A 17345-nucleotide genomic window follows, 5' to 3' on the forward strand; every position below is an offset into this window, starting at 1 on the left:
CTGAGCGCCCTGGGGTGCCGTAACGGGTTATCTTGCCCCGGCTCACCCACTTGCGGATGGTCGCTTCGGACACACCCGTGGCCAGCGCGGCCACATTCGTGGGCACGAGCCTGTGGCGCGGGGGGCGGTTCATGCGGCGTCCTTCCGTTGCCGGTCCATGAGGTGTCGGATGCTGAGCAGTTCGCGCATTTCCCATGAATGTCCTGACGTACAGCCGATACGGCCGCGGACGGCCTTGGTGTGCCGCGGCGAGGTGTTGATCGTTCCCGGGCAGTCGTCCACGACGCACCCGATGACGGGCGCATCGTGATCATCGGATTCCGGGTCGATGGCGCGCAGTGATTCCATCTGAAGGCTCTCGACTTCATCGGCGAATTCAGCAGCCGGCGGCTGGGCGGTGAGCCACTCCAGATGGCGGATCAAAAAGCACGCGAGATGCGGGACGGAACGGCCAGGGGTGCTGGCCCCGAGCTTTTCCGAAACGAAGCACGACCACGACTCGAGAAGACCGGAAATATTGTTCCTGGCGTCGAGTGCGGAAATATTCAGGTGATCCCGCCTGCGGCTTCCCGACACCTTTGTCGGGTTCCGCCGCCGGGACGTCGAAAGAATGTGGTGCAGTCCTTCCTGGTGGAGACCGGGAAGGGTGCGCAGGTTACGTTCCAGCTGCTCGATGCAGGGGATGCAGAGGACGGAACCGGCGGCGGCGGGGACTTCCTGAGCATGGTTCCTGGGGCATGAGTGAAACTCCAATTGAATCTCCTTCATGAGCTGACGCGCCCCGCAGCCGGCCCGGAGCGCAGGGCTCCGTGCCGGATGCTGTAGTGAATGCTGGATCGATGGCCCCTGGGGGAGGGGGCGTGGCCGGAACCCCAGAATGGGGCCGCTGAAAGACGCCGCGATGACGCGGGACGGTCTTTTAGGAAATTCCGGCGGACGAGATGGAGAAGGCCCGTCGAGTGCAGGCCCCCATGTGCTCTCTGAATACGGCCGTCATGCGCCTTCCATCCCCCCGTTGTCGCCCCGAATCCTACGGCTGCCTAGCCGCAGCCATGGGTGCACTCGGAGAGTTCCATGAGCGGTCGGGGGGTGTCAACGTGCGCCCTGCCGGGAAGAGAGCGGTAATCCGGCGGTGTGTAAATTTTTCATTTCGTAATCGATCTGCCCTAAAGGGGAACTCTAGATTCCTCTTTTCTGGAGGGAAACTCTAGGGATTCTTCAGACCGCCCGGCCCCCTGCCCGCCCCGCTCCGGAGGGCGGGCACGGGCGGGCCGGCGGACCGGCCCCGGCACCGGCCCGCCGCCCCCGGCCGCTCTTACCGCCCACCCCCCGTGTTCGACTTCTACGCAAGGGAAAAGCTGTGGCTATGGAAATGGCCTGTATCGGAACCGACCAGGAATTGACTGCCTTGGCGCGCCGCACCCGCGAGGAACTGCTGGAACAGATGGAGGACCGCTTGCGGGCCTTCCTCCGCGCCGAGCACGAATTATGGGCGGAGGTGAACGAACGGGCGGTCGGCGCCGTCGCGGCGCTCACCGACCTGGTCACGGCGGGCGGCAAACGCATCCGGCCCGCCTTCTGCATCGCCGGCTACCTCGCCGCCGGCGGCGACCCCGACGACCCCGCGGTGGTGGCGGCCGCCGCCGCCCTGGAGATGCTGCACGCCTCGGCCCTCATCCACGACGACGTCATCGACGCCTCCAGCCACCGGCGCGGCCGGCCCACCGTGCACGCCCGGCACTCCGCGCTGCACGACCGCAACGCCTGGCAGGGCGAGTCCCGCCGCTACGGCGAGGGCGTGGCCATCCTCGTCGGCGACCTGGCGCTGGTCTACTCCGAGCAGCTGATGGCCGCCGCGCCGCCCGCGGTCCTGCCGGTGTGGGGCACCCTGCGCTCGGAGCTGATGATCGGCCAGTACATGGACATGACCGCGGCCGCCGAGTTCCTGGTCGACCCCCGCCTCTCCCGCTGGATCGCCCTGGCCAAGTCCGGCCACTACACCATCCACCGCCCCCTGGTGGTGGGGGCGAGCGCGGCCGGCCGGGCCGATCTGGCCCCCGCCTTCGCGAAGTACGGCGAGGCGGTGGGCGAGGCCTTCCAGCTCCGCGACGACCTGCTGGACGCCTTCGGCGACTTCGCCCACACCGGCAAGCCCGCCGGCCTCGACTTCAGCCAGCACAAGATGACCCTGCTGCTGAGCTGGGCGATGCAGCGCGACGCCCGCATCCACAGCCTGATCACCGAACCCGGCCACACCCCCGACGAGGTGCGCCGCCGCCTGGTGGACACCGGGGTCCCCGACGACGTCGAAAAACACATCGCCGGCCTCGTCGAACAGGGCTGCGAGGCCATCGCCGACGTCCCCATCGACCCGGTCTGGCGCACCGAACTGACCACCATGGCCACCCAGGCCGCCTACCGCACCACCTGACCCCCCCGCAGGGGGAACCCACCCACCCCCGGGCACACCGGCTACGGACCGGCGCAGCCCCGCCCCGGCATGCCCGCAGCCCCAGCCCGGCCACCCCGACACATCGTCGGGGGAGTGCACCACGGCGGGTGCACCGCAGCACCGGGGCGGGACCAGCGCTGGCCCCGCCCCTACCCGGCCAACCCGGGGCACCTTGGCGGGGTGCACCACGCGGCGCGTGCACCGCAGGCGCGCCGGGGGAGGGGGCAGCACTGCTCCGCCCCGGCCCTCGTACCGACAAGGAACCCCGGGCGGGCTCCAGGCCCCGCAACCCTGCCCCAGCCCCAGCCAACCCAAGTGGCGCTTGGGGGAGTTCGTGGTGCCGGCACGACCGGTGCGCACCGGTGCTGCTCCGTGCCTCCGCTGTCGTACGAGCGGGGGAGCGGGCGAACCTCGGCACCCCCGCGCGGGCAGCGGGTGAGGAACTCGCCTGCTGGATGCGGCAGGTGCAGGCCGGTGCTGGCCCGCCCCGGGGCTCGTACAGGAAACGCTGGACGGGCCTCAACCCCCCTGCCCATGCCGAGCCAACCCGGCTCGCCTGTGGGGGAGTTCGCGCTACCGGACGCGGCCGGTGCGTACCGGTGCTGCTCCGTCCCTCCGCTGTCGTACGAGCAGGGGAGCGGGTGAACCTCGGCGCCCCCGCGCGGGCAGCGGGTGAGGGGCTCGGGTGCCAGCTGCGGCAGGTGTGGGCCGGTGCTGGCCCGCCCCGGCCCTCGTACAGGCAAGGGACTCCGGGCCTCGCCCAGAGTCCCCGTCCGGGTGCGGCCGGTGCTGTTCCACCCCTCGCTTGCGTACGAGTGCGGGAGCGGGCGAGCCCCACGCTTCACTGCCCCCGGCGGCCGGGCCCGCAGGTCCGTTCGTCGGGCCGGGTGTCTGGAGGCTCGGGCGTCGGATGCGGCAGGTGCAGGCCGGTGCCGCCTCGCCCTGGTCCTCGTACAGGCAGGGGACTTCGGATGGGCCCAGTGCTCCGTCCCGCCCTGGCCAACTCGGTCCGCCCATGGGGGAGTTTGCGGTGCCGGGTGCGGCCGTTGCATGTCGGTGCTGCTCCATCCCCCGCTGTCGTACGAGCAGGGGAGCGGGCGCACCCCGCCGTCCCGGCCCCGGTGCCCGGGCCACCCCCTGCGTCACCGTCCTGTTGGTCTCGCCGCGCGTCTGGAGGTCCGGGGCGCAGGCCGATGTGGCCCCCCATCTATCCCGTACGCCCAGAGGGCCGGGACATGCATGCCCCGGCGCGTCACCGCCCCGCCCTCCTCGCTCCGGCCCCCGTCAACTGCCCTGCACCGGCGTACAGTTCGGCCCGGTGTGTCTGCCGCGGTGTGTCTTTGGGAGGACTCGCCGCGGTGGATGTGCCGTAGTCACCAGTCACCAGTCGCAGTCACTGCCACCGGCACCGGGGCACCGGGGGTGCTCGACGGGTGGCGGAGGGATCGTCGTGGGGGCCTTGAGGGGCGCTTGAAGCAGGTGGCCGGTCCGGGCGCTCTCGCGTCGGGGGCCGGGGGTGCGGGAAAGGGGTGGGGCAGGCGGTCCCACCAGGCATGTCGGGTCCGGGCGCGGCGGCCCAAGGCGGCCGGGGGCCGGTCCGGGGGCGGCGAGGGCGGCGGCCGGGCGGGGGCGGGGAGTTGGGCGAAGCGCGCCGCACGGGCGGCGACGCGCCGCATGATGCAACCACAAGCGCACCGGAAGGGCGGCCAAGATGAGTGGGGACGCACGCGGCGTCGACGGGAGCGGCGGCCGCGGCCACGCCGTGGTGATCGGTTCGGGCTTCGCCGGGCTCACCGCGGCCCGGGCCCTGGCCAACTCCGTGGACCGGGTCACCGTGATCGAACGCGACCCGCTGCCGCCCGGCGCCGCCCGGCGCCGCGGCCTGGCCCAGGCCCGGCACACCCACACCCTGACCACCGCCGCCCAGCAAGGCCTGGAGCAGCTCTTCCCCGGCATCGGCGGCGACCTGCGGCGCGCCGGCGCCGTCGAGATCTGCCTGCCGAGGGATGCCCTGGTGCTGGGCCCGGCCGGCTGGCTGCCCCGCTTCACCTCGGGCCTGACGATGCTCAGCGCCGGCCGCGACCTGATCGACGCGGTGCTGCGCGAGCGCCTGCGCACCGAGCCCGGGGTGCACTTCCTGCCCGGCCACGAGGTGCTGGCCCTGCACCCCGACCGCAACGACACCGTCACCGGCGTATGGGTGCGCGCCCGCAACCGCCACCGCCCCGGCGGCTGGGACGCCGAACGCCTGATCCCCGCCGACTTCGTGGTGGACGCCTCCGGACGCCACTCGCGCGCCCCCGCCTGGCTGGCCGCCCTGGGCTACGAGCCGCCCCCCGAGACGGTGGCCGCCTCCCGCACCACCTACGTCTCCAGCCTGTTCGCCCCGCCCGTCGGCCATGTCGCCGACTGGCAGAGCCTGCTGCTCATGGCCGCCCCCGACAACCCCCGCCAGGGCACCCTCAACCTCATCGAGGGCGGCCGCTGGTCAGTGACCCTCGCCCTGGGCGAGGACGAACAGCCCCCCGCCGACCACGCGGGACTGCTGCGCGCCGCCGGCCGGCTGCGCCACCCGCTGCTGCACGACCTCCTGCAGAGCGCCACCCCGCTGGGCCCCGTCTACGCCTGCACCGGCACCGACAACCGCTGGCGCCACTACGAGAAACTGCGCCGCTGGCCCGACCAGTTCCTCGTCGTCGGCGACGCCCTGGCCACCGTGGACCCCGCCCACGGCCAGGGCATGACCCTGGCCGTGCAGGGCGCCCTGGCCCTGGACCACGTCCTGGCCGGCCACGGCACCACCGTCGGCCTGGCCTACCGGCTGCGCCGCGCCCTGGCCCACCGCCTGGCCCCCGCCTGGCAGTCCAGCACCCGCCACCTGCGCACCCGCACCGCCCCCGCACCGCCGCGCGGCCTGCGCGCCCGCCTGGCCCGGCGCTACACCGCCCGCCTGGCGGCCCGGGCCGCCACCGACCCGCACGCCGCCACCCGGCTGCTGGCCCGGCTCCAGGCGGCCGGACCGCTGGCCGCCGTACCCCGCCCCGCCCCGCCGCCCACCAGCCCCGCCCCGGCCCCGGCCGCGGCCCGGTGGCCGGCGCCGCCCAGCATCACCCACGGCGCCCACGCCCGCCCCCGCCGCGCCGCCCCCACCCCGCCCGCCATCGGCGTCGCCACCGGCTCCGCCCGCCTGCACCCGGCCGGCTCCTCGGCACAGTGGCCCTCCCCGGCCCCGGCCGGCGAGCGCCGCCACCCCTGAACCGGGGAGGCGCCCGCAGCCGCCACCAGGCACCGACATAGGCTTCGGGCATGACAAGAGCGCAGCAACTACCCGCTCATGCAGCGGACTTGGGCGACCCGAGGTGGGCGCGCGACACCAACTCCGCCCACCCATACGCCCTGTTGGGCGCGGCCCGGACCACCGGGCTGCGGCACCACTCGAAACTCGCTCAAGAAATGGTGGAGTTGGGACCGGGTTCCGGCTCGAGCTCGGTTGTCCGCCCGCCGCGGGTGTCGATAGCGTTCGATCCGCTTCAGGGCACGGGCCCGTTTGCGCCGCTGCAGGCCGCCCCCACCACCGGCCGTACACCGGCCGGCGCGGGTGTGCCTGTGACGACTGAGCGGCGAGGGGAGGGCGCGCGGGCATGAGCATCACCGAAGATGCGCCGCAGCGGGAGCGGACCAAGGCGCCGCAGGGCGAACGCATCGCCGACTGGGCGGACGGCCGGCTCGGGATCTACCAATGGCGCACCCTGATGCGCAAGGTCTTCCCCGAACACTGGTCCTTCATGTTCGGCGAGATCGCCCTCTACAGCTTCATCATCCTGATCCTCACCGGCCTGTACCTGACCATGTTCTTCAACCCGAGCATGGCCCACACTGTCTACGAGGGCCCGCACGTCCCGCTGCAGGGCGTGCAGATGTCCGAGGCCTACGCCTCCACCCTGCGCATCAGCTTCGAGGTGCGCGGCGGCCTGTTCATCCGCCAGCTGCACCACTGGGCGGCCCTGACCATGATCGCCGCGACGATGGCGCACACCCTGCGCCACTTCCTCACCGGCTCCTTCCGCAAGCCGCGCGAACTGAACTGGCTGATCGGCGTGGTCCTGCTGGTCCTGGTCACCCTGGAGGGCTTCCTGGGCTACTCGCTGCCCGACGACCTCCTGTCGGGCACCGGCCTGCGCATCGCCGAGGGCGTCACCCTCGCCATCCCGCTGGTCGGCACCTACCTGACCATGTTCCTGTTCGGCGGCGAGTTCCCCGCAACAGACGTCATCCCCCGCTTCTACAGCCTGCACATCCTGCTGCTGCCCGGCATCATGCTGGCCCTGGTCACCGTCCACCTGATCCTGGTCGTCTACCAGAAGCACACCCAGTTCCGCGGCCCGGCCCGCACCGAGAAGAACGTCGTGGGCCAGCCGCTGATGCCGCACTACGCGGCCAAGGCCGGCGGCTTCTTCTTCCTGGTCTCCGGCGTCCTGTCGCTGATGGCCGGCATCGCCCAGATCAACGCCGTCTGGGTGTACGGGCCCTACCGGCCCGACCAGATCTCCCAGGGCTCCCAGCCCGACTGGTACATGGGCTTCCTCGAAGGAGCCCTGCGCGCCTTCCCCGCCTGGGAGTTCGCCGTCGCCGGCTACACCGTCAACATGGGCGTCCTAATCCCGGCCGTCGTCCTGCCCACCCTGCTGATCGGCATCGCCTGCCTGTGGCCGTTCATCGAGGCCTGGATCACCGGCGACAAACGCGAGCACCACCTGCTGGACCGGCCCCGCGAGCAGCCCACCCGCACCGCGTTCGTCTGCTCCCTGGCCGCCTTCTACCTGGTGCTGTTCTTCGGCGGCGCCAACGACATCCTCGCCGAACGCTTCCACCTGTCCATGAACGCCATCACCTGGGCGGTACGCATCGGGGTCTTCGTCGTCCCCGCCCTGACCTACGTCATCACCAAGCGGATCTGCATCGGCCTGCAGCTGCGCGACCGCGACAAGCTCCTGCACGGCCGCGAGACCGGCCGCATCAAGCGGCTGCCGCACGGCGAGTTCATCGAGGTCCACGAACGCCTGGAGCGCGGCCAGGAGTACATGCTGCTCTCCCGCGAGGTGCCCCAGCCGCTGCCCGCCCCGCTGCGCGAGGACCGCGACGGCGTGCCCAACCCGCGCTCGCGCAAGGACCTGCTGCGCCACAAGCTCAGCCGCTGGCTGACCGACGGACAGCTGGCCAACCCCACCCCGCAGGAGATGCAGCAGGCCCTGGACCACCTCGACCCCGCCTCCTCCAACGGCCACACACCCCAGGCCGGGCCGCCCGCCCCCGTGGAGGGACGCGACCCGGACCCGCAGCAACTGCACTGACCCCGGCGGCACACGGCCGGACACGGACAGCGGCGCGGGCGACCAGGGGACGGGTCACCCGCGCCGCCCCCGTTGCCGCCCCCGCGCAGGCGCGCCCTGCCACGGCGGCAGGGGAGGCCCGCCCAGAGGGCAGCCAGGCCGCTTACCAGGGGCCAGGGGCCGGGGCAAAGGGCGCGCCCAGTCACCGACGCGGCGGTAGGGGAGGGCCGCCCAGGGCAGACAGGCCGCCGGCCAGGGTCAGCGGCCAGGGGCCTGGGCGCAAAGGACGTGCTCAGTCACCGACGCGGCGTCATGGGACGGCTGCCTCGGGCGGACAGGCCGCCGGCCAGGGTCAGCGGCCAGGGGCCGGGGTGCAAAGGGCGCGCACAGTCACCGACGCAGCGGCATGGGCGGCCGCACAGGTAGGCAGCCGCCGCCGGTCCGGGCCGGGGCGCAAAGGGTGTGGGCTCCCTCGCCGTCGCCGCCGATGCGCCGGCCGACGGCGGCCCCCGGTGAGGGGGCATCAGCCCGGCGCAGGCGAGGCACCTCACGCCGCCGGCACGCGCACCGCCACCCCAACTCCGGCCCCGGCACCCGAGCACCCCACCACCCCGGCCCCGGGGCGCGCGCACCGCCACCCAACTCCGGCCCCGGGCACCCGAGCACCCCAACTCCGGCCCCGGCACCCGAGCACCCCACCACCCCGGCCCCGGCGATCGAGCACCCGCCCCGGACCCGGCACCCGAGCACCCAACCCCGGCCCCGAGCACCCAACCCCAACCTCAGCAATCGAGCGCCCCGCGCCATGCTCGCCCCCGCGGCCCCGGCCCCGGCGATCGCCCCCCCCGCGCCGTACTCGACCCCACCCCGCTCCCGCCGCCCGAACCCACCACACCCCCCAAGCAGTCCCCAAAGCACCCCCCAAGCCGTCCCCAGGCACCTGCCAAACACCTCCCCAAAGCACCCCCCCACGCAGTCCCCAAGCACCTGCCAAACACCTCCCCAAGCGGCCCCCGCAGCACCCCCGCAGAAGCCGCCAACCACCCACCTCACCCGGCGAGTTGCACCCGCTCCGTATCACCGGAGGCCCCCGCCCCCGCCCCCTTTCTGCCCCGCCCGCGACCGGCGCCGGGGCCGGAGTGCCGGGGTGCGGGAAGCGGGTCGTATCCGCCTCCGTTTGGAGTGACCCACGTCACTTTGCAGGGCCCTTGGTGTGCGGGCGGGCCCGTGTCACTATTTCTGCAGACCTCCCCTGCCCAAAAGCCGTGCCCCCTCCCTGGCGGAGTGCGGAGCCCCTGGCCGGCGGGGAGTTGTCGCGCCACACGGACCCGAGGCCATCCCGCAGTCACCCGCTGACAGGGGACGGGACGGGCCCGCCCCCCTCTGGCAGCCCCCCCTTTTCTTCGGGCACACACCGGCCGATGCCGCCGTGTGTGCCCGCCACTGCGCTGCGCTGTGCCGTCAACGGCCCGGCGCGGCACCCCTTTTCGCGCCCGCCCCGACCCGGCGCCCCGCCCCCGCTCCACCGCGTCCGCGCGGCCCGCCGCGGCCCGCGCACGCCGCTGTCCCAGGACGATGACCGCCCGGCCGCCCCGGCCGCAGCCGCTTCCCGCGGCGCCCGGTGCACCGACCCGTACCCGTGCCGCCGCTCACGCGGGCGCCGAAGAATTCACCTATGGAGGAATGATGTCGGGAACCGCCGATCTGGCAGGTGTCTACGCTGCCGTTGAGGAATCCGCCGGGCTGCTGGACGTGTCCTGCGCGCGCGAGAAGGTATGGCCCATCCTGGCCGCGTTCGAGGACGTGCTGCCCACCGCTGTGATCGCCTTCCGGGTGGCGACCAACGCCCGCCACGAGGGCGAGTTCGACTGCCGCTTCACCGTGCCCGGCAGCATCGACCCCTACGCCGTCGCCCTGGACAAGGGCCTGACCCACCGGAGCGGCCACCCCATCGAGACGCTGGTCGCCGACGTGCAAAAGCACTGCGCGGTCGACAGCTACGGCGTCGACTTCGGCGTCGTCGGCGGCTTCAAGAAGATCTGGGTGTACTTCCCCGGCGGCCGCCACGAGAGCCTCGCGCACCTGGGCGAGATCCCCTCCATGCCGCCCGGCCTGGCCGCCACCGAGGGCTTCTTCGCCCGCTACGGCCTGGCCGACAAGGTGGACCTGATCGGTGTCGACTACGCCAGCAAGACGATGAACGTGTACTTCGCCGCCTCGCCCGAGGTCGTCTCCGCCCCGACCGTCCTGGCGATGCACCGCGAGATCGGCCTGCCCGACCCCAGCGAGCAGATGCTCGACTTCTGCAGCCGGGCCTTCGGCGTCTACACCACCTTGAACTGGGACTCCTCGAAGGTCGAGCGGATCGCCTACAGCGTCAAGACCGAGGACCCCCTGGAGCTCTCCGCCCGCCTGGGCTCCAAGGTCGAGCAGTTCCTCAAGAGCGTCCCCTACGGCATCGACACCCCCAAGATGGTCTACGCCGCGGTCACCGCCGGCGGCGAGGAGTACTACAAGCTCCAGTCGTACTACCAGTGGCGCACCGACAGCCGGCTGAACCTTTCCTACATCGGCGGCCGTTCCTGACCCGCACGCCCCCGCGCCCCGCCTGGTCAGCCCCCAACCCGGCGCCCGCGGGCGCGCACCGGCCGCTGCCCGGTGCGCCGCGCCGGCCCGGCACCACCACTTCGAAAGGGATCAGCCGCAATGACAACTGAAGCCACCCTCGCGCGCTTTCGCGAATACATGGTGGGCCCCTCGCGGTTCATGAGCCTGCTGTCCGTCTTCGAGCTCGGCCTCGTCGACCAGCTGCGCGAGCGGCCCGGTGCGAGCGCGGCCGAGCTCGGCCAGGCCGTCGGCGCCAAGCCCGACGCGGTCGAGCAGCTCCTGTTCCTGATGGTCAAGGAGGGCTTCGTCGCCCAGGACGAGGAGACGGGCGGCTACACCCTGGACGCGCTCGCCGAGGTCGCCGAGAGCGACCTCAAGCGCGCCCTGACCTACATGAACATGATCAAGGTGGTGGCGCTGCGGCAGCTCTTCTACCTCACCGACAGCGTGCGCACCGGCACCATCGTGGGCCTCAAGGAGCTCTACGGCGCCGGCGAGGGCACCCTGTACGACATCGTCGCCGACCACAGCGACCTCAACGACGCCTGGCTGACGCTGATGAACAACGTCACCGCCAACATCGACCCCTGGTTCTTCGCCAACATCGACGTCCCGGCCGGCGCCCAGGTCCTGGACGTGGCCGGCAACACCGGCCTCGGCGCGATCCACACCTACCGGCACAAGGCCTCCGAGGGACTGAAGGTGACCACCTTCGACCTGCCGGAGAAGGAAGCCACCTGCCTGGAGAACTTCGCAAAGCACGGCGTGGCCGAGCACTGCTCCTTCATCGGCGGCAACGTCTTCGACGAGATCCCCAAGGGCTTCGACACCGTCCTGATCAAGCACTTCCTGGACATGTTCGACAAGGACGACGTCTTCACCATCCTCAAGGGCGTGCACCGCTCCCTGGAGCCCGGCGGCCAGGTCCACATCATGGTGCCGGTCTACCCCGAGGACATCCGGGACACCGACAACTACAACGTCGACTTCTTCCCGGCCTTCTTCATCGGCTGCACCATGGGCCAGGGCGGCCCGCAGAAGATGTCGACCTACCAGCGCTGGCTGGAGGAGTGCGGCTTCAAGGTCACCAAGGCCCTCACCAAGGACCCCGCCGAGGTGCCCCGCGACGTCATCCCCGTCCAGGCCATCCTGTGCGCCACCAAGATCTGACCGGCTGACCCCCCGACCCGCCCGCCCGGCCCCGAGCCCGGCCGCGCACACGCGCCGAGCGCACATGGAGGAGAGATGTCCCCAGTCACTGGCACCGAAGAGGTGTACGCGGCCGTCGCCGCGGCGGCCCGGCTGGCGGGAGTGCCCTGCACGCGCGAGAAGGTCCACCCCGTCCTGAGCGCCTACGGGGAGGGCCTGGAGCGGGCCGGGGTCGTCTACAGCGTCTCCACCAGCCACAGCACCCCGACGGAGCTCGACTACACCGTCACGGTGCCGGCCGCCGGCGAGGACCCCTACGCCACCGCGGTGCGGCACGGCTTCGTCACCCCGGACAGCCACCCGGTCCACACGCTGCTCTCGCACCTGCAAAGCCGGTGCGAGATCAGCGAGTACCTCGTCGACGGCGGCGTCGTCGGCGGCTTCAACAAGATCTACGCACACTTCCCGCAGGACGTGCAGAAGATCTCCCGCCTCGCGGAGCTGCCCGGCATGCCGCCCGCCCTGGCCCGGTGCGCCGCCCTGCTCGAGCGGCACGGCCTGAGCGACGTCGCGATGATCGGCATCGACTACCCGCGCCGCACCCTCAACCTGTACTTCACCCAGCTCTCCGAGGAGTGCCGGGCCCCGCAGACCGTCCTGTCCCTGCACCGCGAGATCGGCCTGCCCGCCCCCGGACAGCCGATGCTGGACTTCGCGCGCAGGTCGTTCAGGATCTACACCACCCTCAGCTGGGACAGCGCCGGCATCGAGCGGATCTGCTACGCCCCGCCGCCCGCCCGCGGCTGGGACCCCGCCGCCCTGCCCGCCGAGATCACCGAGCGGGTGCGGGGCTTCGTGGACGGCGCCCCGCGCGCCTACGAGGGCGAGCCCATCGTCATCGCGGCCGTCAAGTGGGCGCCCGAGGGCCCCTACCTCAACCTCGGCCCGTACTACCAGCTCTCCCCGCTGATGCGGAAAGTGATCAGCGCGGTCCACAACAAAGAGATATGACGCCCCGCCGCTCGTGAATTGCCTGAGCCTGGACCGCGTCCGGCTCGGGCAATTCCTTTGCGGACCCCCTTTTCCTGCCGTACCGGGGGGTATTCCGTCGTGCTGCCACCGGTGCATGCCCCACCACGCCCACCTTAAAGTTGAACGTTACACCGGTTCATTGGTGCAGCGTCAAAACGGTGTTGATTTGCCCTGTTGAATCAGGCAAGATCACTCAAGGCCGACAGGGGGGATCACTACGCCTGCCGCGTGTCCCCCCAATTCACTCACCAAACACAGAAGGGGACACCCATGTCTGATTCCGTTCCGGCTCAGGAATTCACCGACGCGGCCGAACTGCGCCGCCGCAACCGCGCCACCGTCGAGCAGTACATGCACACCCGCGGCCAGGACCGGCTGCGCCGGCACGAGCTGTTCACCGAGGACGGCCGCGGCGGCCTGTGGACCACCGACACCGGATCCCCGGTGGAGACGGTGGGCCGCGACCGCCTGGCCGAGCACGCCGTGTGGTCACTCAAGTGCTTCCCCGACTGGGAGTGGTACAACATCCAGATCTTCGAGACCCAGGACCCCAACCACATCTGGGTGGAATGCGACGGACGCGGAAAGATCTGCTTCGGCGATTACCCCGAGGGATACTACGAGAACCACTTCCTGCACTCCTTCGAACTGGACAACGGGAAGATCAAGCGTAATCGCGAATTCATGAATCCGTTCCAGCAGCTGCGTGCGCTCGGCATTCCGGTGCCCGAGATCAAGCGCACCGGAATTCCCACCTGAGAAACACACCTCACCGCTGGATCGGAGTACGTCATGGAAGACGTTATACGGGAGATTCGTATCCGCGGGGCACTGCAGCAACCCGAGTGGAGCGACCTTTCTCAGCTGAACCGGGTGGGTGAGGCCCTGGCCGCCCGCCCGCCGCTCGTCCAGGGAGATGACCTGGCCACCCTGCGCACCCTGCTCGGCAAGGTCGCCCGCGGCGAGGCGATGGTCCTGCAGTCCGGCGACTGCGCCGAGGACCCCCAGGAATGCACCCCCCGCCACGTGGCCCGCAAGGCCGCCCTGCTCGACCTGCTGGCCGGCCAGCTCGGCCTGATCACCGGCAGACCGGTGCTGCGGGTGGGACGCATCGCGGGCCAGTTCGCCAAGCCCCGCTCCAAGCCCACCGAAATGGTCGACGGCCTCGAACTGCCCGTCTTCCGCGGCCACATGGTCAACGGCCCCGAACCCGACCTCGAGAGCCGCCGCCCCGACCCGCTGCGGATCCTCACCGGCTACATGGCCGCCGGCGACATCCTCGAACACCTGGGCTGGCGCGAGCGCGCCGCCGGCCGCGACGTCGTCGAACCCCTGGTGTGGACCAGCCACGAAGCGCTGCTGCTGGACTACGAGATGCCCATGCTGCGCACCGACGACAAGGGCCGCCTCTTCCTGGGCTCCACGCACTGGCCCTGGATCGGGGAGCGCACCCGCCAGGTCGAAGGCGCCCACGTCGCCCTGCTCGCCGAGGTCAGCAACCCGGTGGCCTGCAAGGTGGGGCCCGCCATGGAGGTGGACGAGCTGCTGGCGCTGTGCGAGAAGCTGGACCCCTGGCGCGACCCGGGCCGGCTCACCTTGATCGCCCGGATGGGCGCGGACAAGGTCACCGAGCGCCTGCCCCGCCTGGTCGAGGCGGTCCGCGAGGCCGGCCACCCCGCGATCTGGCTGAGCGACCCGGTGCACGGCAACACCGTCACCGCGCCCGGCGGCTACAAGACCCGCATGGTCGACACCGTCGCCCGCGAGATCACCGGCTTCGTCCAGGCCGTGCAGAACGCGGGCGGCATCGCCGGCGGCCTGCACCTGGAGACCACCCCCGACGACGTCACCGAGTGCGCCAGCACCGAGGCCGACCTGGAACGAGTGGGCGAGCGCTACACCTCCTGCTGCGACCCCCGCCTCAACCCCACCCAGGCCCTGCACGCCGTCAACGCCTGGCCCGCCTGACCCACCCGGCCCCCACATCCCCAGCCACGCATCACGTCCAAGGACTGGAACCATGACCGGCATACCCCCCATCAGCCCCTACCCCCTGCCCGCCGAGGGCGACCTGCCCCCGGCCGCCGTGTCCTGGACCGCCGACGCCGACCGCGCGGTCCTCCTCGTCCACGACATGCAGCGCTACTTCCTCAAACCCTTCCCCGCCGGCCTGCGCCAGGACCTCATCACCCACGCCGCCCAGCTGCGCGACCGGTGCGCCGCCCTGGGCATCCCCGTCGCCTACACCGCCCAGCCCGGCGGCATGAACGACGAACAGCGCGGCCTGCTCAAGGACTTCTGGGGCCCGGGCATGCGCCCCGCCCCCGAAGACCGCCAGGTCGTCGACGCCCTCGCCCCCACCGGACAGGACTGGCTGCTCACCAAGTGGCGCTACAGCGCCTTCTTCAAGACCGACCTGCTCGAGCGGATGCGCGCCGCCGGCCGCGACCAGCTCATCCTGTGCGGCGTCTACGCCCATGTCGGCGTCCTGGCCACCGCCGTGGACGCCTTCACCCACGACATCCAGCCGTTCTTCGTCGCGGACGCCACCGCCGACTTCTCCCAGGACTACCACCGCTCGGCCCTCACCTACGCCGCCGAGCGCTGCGCCCGGGTCACCACCGTCAAGGGGCTGTTCACATGACACAGACACCACCCACCCCCACTACCCCCGCACCGCAGCCGGCCGCCGACCTGCTGGACCAGGTACTGGACGGCCGGGCACCGGCCTTCGCCCTGCTGCACCGGCCCGGCGCCACCGGCCCCGGCACCGTGGAAGTGCTGACCGGCGCGGTGTCCCTGCCCGCCACCCTGGCCGACATCCCGCTGCCCGAGGCCCCCGCCCCCGGCGCCCCCGCCCGCCACGAAGTCCTGGTCGTCATGCCCTACCGGCAGCTGGCCGAACGCGGCTTCGCCTGCGCGGACGACGGCACCCCGCTGGTGGCGATGACCGTCACCGGCCAGCAGCAACTGCCCCTGGACCAGGCCCTGGCCCGCATCCCCGACGTCCCCACCCCGCTCTCGGGCGGCGACTTCGACGTGGACGACGCCGCCTACGAGGACGTGGTGCGCCGCATCGCCAAGGAGATGATCGGCACCGGCGAAGGCGCCAACTTCGTCATCAAGCGCACCTTCGTCGCCGACATCACCGACTACGGCCCCGCCAGCGCCCCGGCCCTCTTCCGGCGGCTGCTGCAGCGCGAGTCCGGCGCCCACTGGACCTTCCTGATCCACACCGGCAGCCGCATCCTGGTCGGCGCCTCACCCGAGCGCCACGTCAGCCTCCAGGACGGCACCGCCGTCATGAACCCGATCAGCGGCACCTACCGCTACCCGCCCTCCGGCTCCACCCTGGAAGGCGTGCTGGAATTCCTCGGCGACCGCAAGGAGACCGACGAGCTCTACATGGTCCTCGACGAGGAACTGAAGATGATGGCCCGCATCTGCGACACCGGCGGCCGCGTGGTGGGCCCCTACCTCAAGGAAATGGCCCGCCTCGCCCACACCGAGTACTTCATCGAGGGCCAGACCGACCGCGACGTGCGCGACATCCTGCGCGAGACGATGTTCGCCCCCACCGTCACCGGCAGCCCCCTGGAAAGCGCCTGCCGCATCATCCACCAGTACGAGCCCGGCGGCCGCGGCTACTACAGCGGCGCCGCCGCCCTCATCGGACGCGACGCCCGGGGCGAGCGGGTGATGGACTCCGCCATCCTCATCCGCACCGCCGACATCAGCCCCCAAGGACGCCTGGCCATCGGCGTCGGCGCCACCATCGTGCGCCACTCCGACCCCGCCTCGGAGGCCGCCGAGACCCGCGCCAAGGCCGCCGGCCTGGTCGCCGCCCTCAACGGCGACACCACCACCCGCTTCGCCGACCACCCCAGCGTCCGCCGCGCCCTGGAACTGCGCAACGACACCATCGCCGACTTCTGGCTCTCCGACCTGCAACACCGCAGCGCCGCCCTGCCCCAGCTGGCCGGCCGCAAGGTCCTGGTCGTCGACGCCGAGGACACCTTCACCTCGATGATCGACCAGCAGCTGCGCTCGCTGGGCCTGCAGGTCACCGTGCGCCGCTACGACCAGGACTACACCTTCGAGGGCCACGACCTGGTCGTGATGGGCCCCGGCCCCGGCGACCCGCAGGAAGTGGCCCACCCCAAGATGCACCACCTGCACACCGCGGTGGCCACCCTGCTGCGCGAACAGCGCCCCTTCCTGGCCGTCTGCCTCAGCCACCAGGTCCTGGGCCTGCAACTGGGCCTGCCCCTGCGCCGCAGGAGCGTGCCCAACCAGGGCGTCCAAAAGGAGATCGACCTGTTCGGCACCGCCGAACACGTCGGCTACTACAACACCTTCGCGCTGCTGAGCGACGACGAGGAGTTCACCACCCACGGCGTGCCCGGGGTGCCCGACGGCCAGCTGGTCCAGGTCAGCCGGGACGCGGCCACCGCGGAGGTGCACGCCCTGCGCGGACCGGGCTTCGCCTCCCTGCAGTTCCACCCCGAATCCGTCCTCACCCGCCAGGGCCCGCGCATCGTGGGCACCGTCCTGGCCGGACTCCTGGCCCCCGCCCGCACCCCCGACCCGGCCTGAGCGGGCCACCCCAAGACCGCCGGGCCGGCGCCCTCCCCCGAGCGCCGGCCCGGCCCCCCGCTGCCCTTTTCCCGAAGGAATGACTCATGTCTGAGCTGTCCCAGAAGACCAACGGCCGTACTCCCTCGCGGCGTTCGGAGACGCTGACGGGCACCGTGGAGGTGGACTTCCCCCAGTTC

11 protein-coding genes are annotated in these 17345 nt (G+C 71.8%); 10 read left to right on the forward strand and 1 reads right to left on the reverse strand.

Going from position 1 to position 17345, the window contains the following annotated elements; translation table 11 throughout:
* Nucleotides 1-129: 129 nt before the first annotated feature.
* Nucleotides 130-768: a hypothetical protein gene (locus tag ACZ7LU_RS39740; protein WP_398312860.1), complete on the reverse strand. Its 639-nt coding sequence runs from the start codon at nt 766-768 to the stop codon at nt 130-132.
* Nucleotides 769-1408: 640 nt separating this feature from the next.
* Here ACZ7LU_RS39740 and ACZ7LU_RS39745 point away from each other — a divergent pair.
* From ACZ7LU_RS39745 to ACZ7LU_RS39790, 10 genes are all read left to right on the forward strand, one after another.
* A complete protein-coding gene (locus tag ACZ7LU_RS39745; protein ID WP_471919633.1) occupies nt 1409-2431 on the forward strand; it encodes a polyprenyl synthetase family protein in 1023 nt (340 codons plus the stop codon).
* 1732 nt (nt 2432-4163) lie between these two features.
* A complete protein-coding gene (locus ACZ7LU_RS39750; RefSeq protein ID WP_471919634.1) occupies nt 4164-5708 on the forward strand; it encodes an FAD-dependent oxidoreductase in 1545 nt (514 codons plus the stop codon).
* A gap of 385 nt (nt 5709-6093) precedes the next feature.
* Nucleotides 6094-7803, forward strand: a complete 1710-nt coding sequence (gene qcrB / locus ACZ7LU_RS39755) for a cytochrome bc1 complex cytochrome b subunit (protein WP_398312852.1) — start codon at nt 6094-6096, stop codon at nt 7801-7803.
* A 1662-nt stretch (nt 7804-9465) separates the two neighbouring features.
* Nucleotides 9466-10368: an aromatic prenyltransferase gene (locus tag ACZ7LU_RS39760; protein WP_398312849.1), complete on the forward strand. Its 903-nt coding sequence runs from the start codon at nt 9466-9468 to the stop codon at nt 10366-10368.
* A gap of 120 nt (nt 10369-10488) precedes the next feature.
* Nucleotides 10489-11559 carry a methyltransferase gene (locus ACZ7LU_RS39765; protein WP_398312846.1) on the forward strand — a complete coding sequence of 357 codons (1071 nt, stop codon included), beginning with the start codon at nt 10489-10491 and terminating at the stop codon, nt 11557-11559.
* A 75-nt stretch (nt 11560-11634) separates the two neighbouring features.
* Nucleotides 11635-12549 (forward strand): aromatic prenyltransferase, encoded by a 915-nt coding sequence (locus tag ACZ7LU_RS39770; protein ID WP_471919635.1) that lies wholly within the window; start codon nt 11635-11637, stop codon nt 12547-12549.
* A gap of 291 nt (nt 12550-12840) precedes the next feature.
* Nucleotides 12841-13329 carry a PhzA/PhzB family protein gene (locus tag ACZ7LU_RS39775; RefSeq protein WP_398312840.1) on the forward strand — a complete coding sequence of 163 codons (489 nt, stop codon included), beginning with the start codon at nt 12841-12843 and terminating at the stop codon, nt 13327-13329.
* A gap of 33 nt (nt 13330-13362) precedes the next feature.
* Entirely contained in the window at nt 13363-14538 is a 1176-nt protein-coding gene (locus ACZ7LU_RS39780; protein WP_471919636.1) for a 3-deoxy-7-phosphoheptulonate synthase, read from the forward strand.
* Between the two features lie 52 nt (nt 14539-14590).
* Nucleotides 14591-15214, forward strand: a complete 624-nt coding sequence (locus ACZ7LU_RS39785; protein WP_398310789.1) for an isochorismatase family protein — start codon at nt 14591-14593, stop codon at nt 15212-15214.
* Entirely contained in the window at nt 15211-17166 is a 1956-nt protein-coding gene (locus ACZ7LU_RS39790; RefSeq protein ID WP_471152447.1) for an anthranilate synthase family protein, read from the forward strand. The genes ACZ7LU_RS39785 and ACZ7LU_RS39790 overlap by 4 nt, the downstream gene beginning before the upstream one ends.
* The last annotated feature ends 179 nt before the right edge of the window (nt 17167-17345 follow it).

The sequence above is a fragment of the Streptomyces sp. NPDC039462 genome (genome assembly GCF_055639375.1).

Bases quoted from the DNA above. Each gene is read 5' to 3' on its own strand.
- ACZ7LU_RS39750 (WP_471919634.1), top strand. From the start codon at position 4,164: ATGAGTGGGGACGCACGCGGCGTCGACGGGAGCGGCGGCCGCGGCCAC.
- ACZ7LU_RS39790 (WP_471152447.1), top strand. From the start codon at position 15,211: ATGACACAGACACCACCCACCCCCACTACCCCCGCACCGCAGCCGGCC.
- ACZ7LU_RS39770 (WP_471919635.1), top strand. From the start codon at position 11,635: ATGTCCCCAGTCACTGGCACCGAAGAGGTGTACGCGGCCGTCGCCGCG.
- qcrB (WP_398312852.1), top strand. From the start codon at position 6,094: ATGAGCATCACCGAAGATGCGCCGCAGCGGGAGCGGACCAAGGCGCCG.
- ACZ7LU_RS39785 (WP_398310789.1), top strand. From the start codon at position 14,591: ATGACCGGCATACCCCCCATCAGCCCCTACCCCCTGCCCGCCGAGGGC.
- ACZ7LU_RS39740 (WP_398312860.1), bottom strand. From the start codon at position 768: ATGAAGGAGATTCAATTGGAGTTTCACTCATGCCCCAGGAACCATGCT.
- ACZ7LU_RS39775 (WP_398312840.1), top strand. From the start codon at position 12,841: ATGTCTGATTCCGTTCCGGCTCAGGAATTCACCGACGCGGCCGAACTG.
- ACZ7LU_RS39765 (WP_398312846.1), top strand. From the start codon at position 10,489: ATGACAACTGAAGCCACCCTCGCGCGCTTTCGCGAATACATGGTGGGC.
- ACZ7LU_RS39760 (WP_398312849.1), top strand. From the start codon at position 9,466: ATGATGTCGGGAACCGCCGATCTGGCAGGTGTCTACGCTGCCGTTGAG.
- ACZ7LU_RS39780 (WP_471919636.1), top strand. From the start codon at position 13,363: ATGGAAGACGTTATACGGGAGATTCGTATCCGCGGGGCACTGCAGCAA.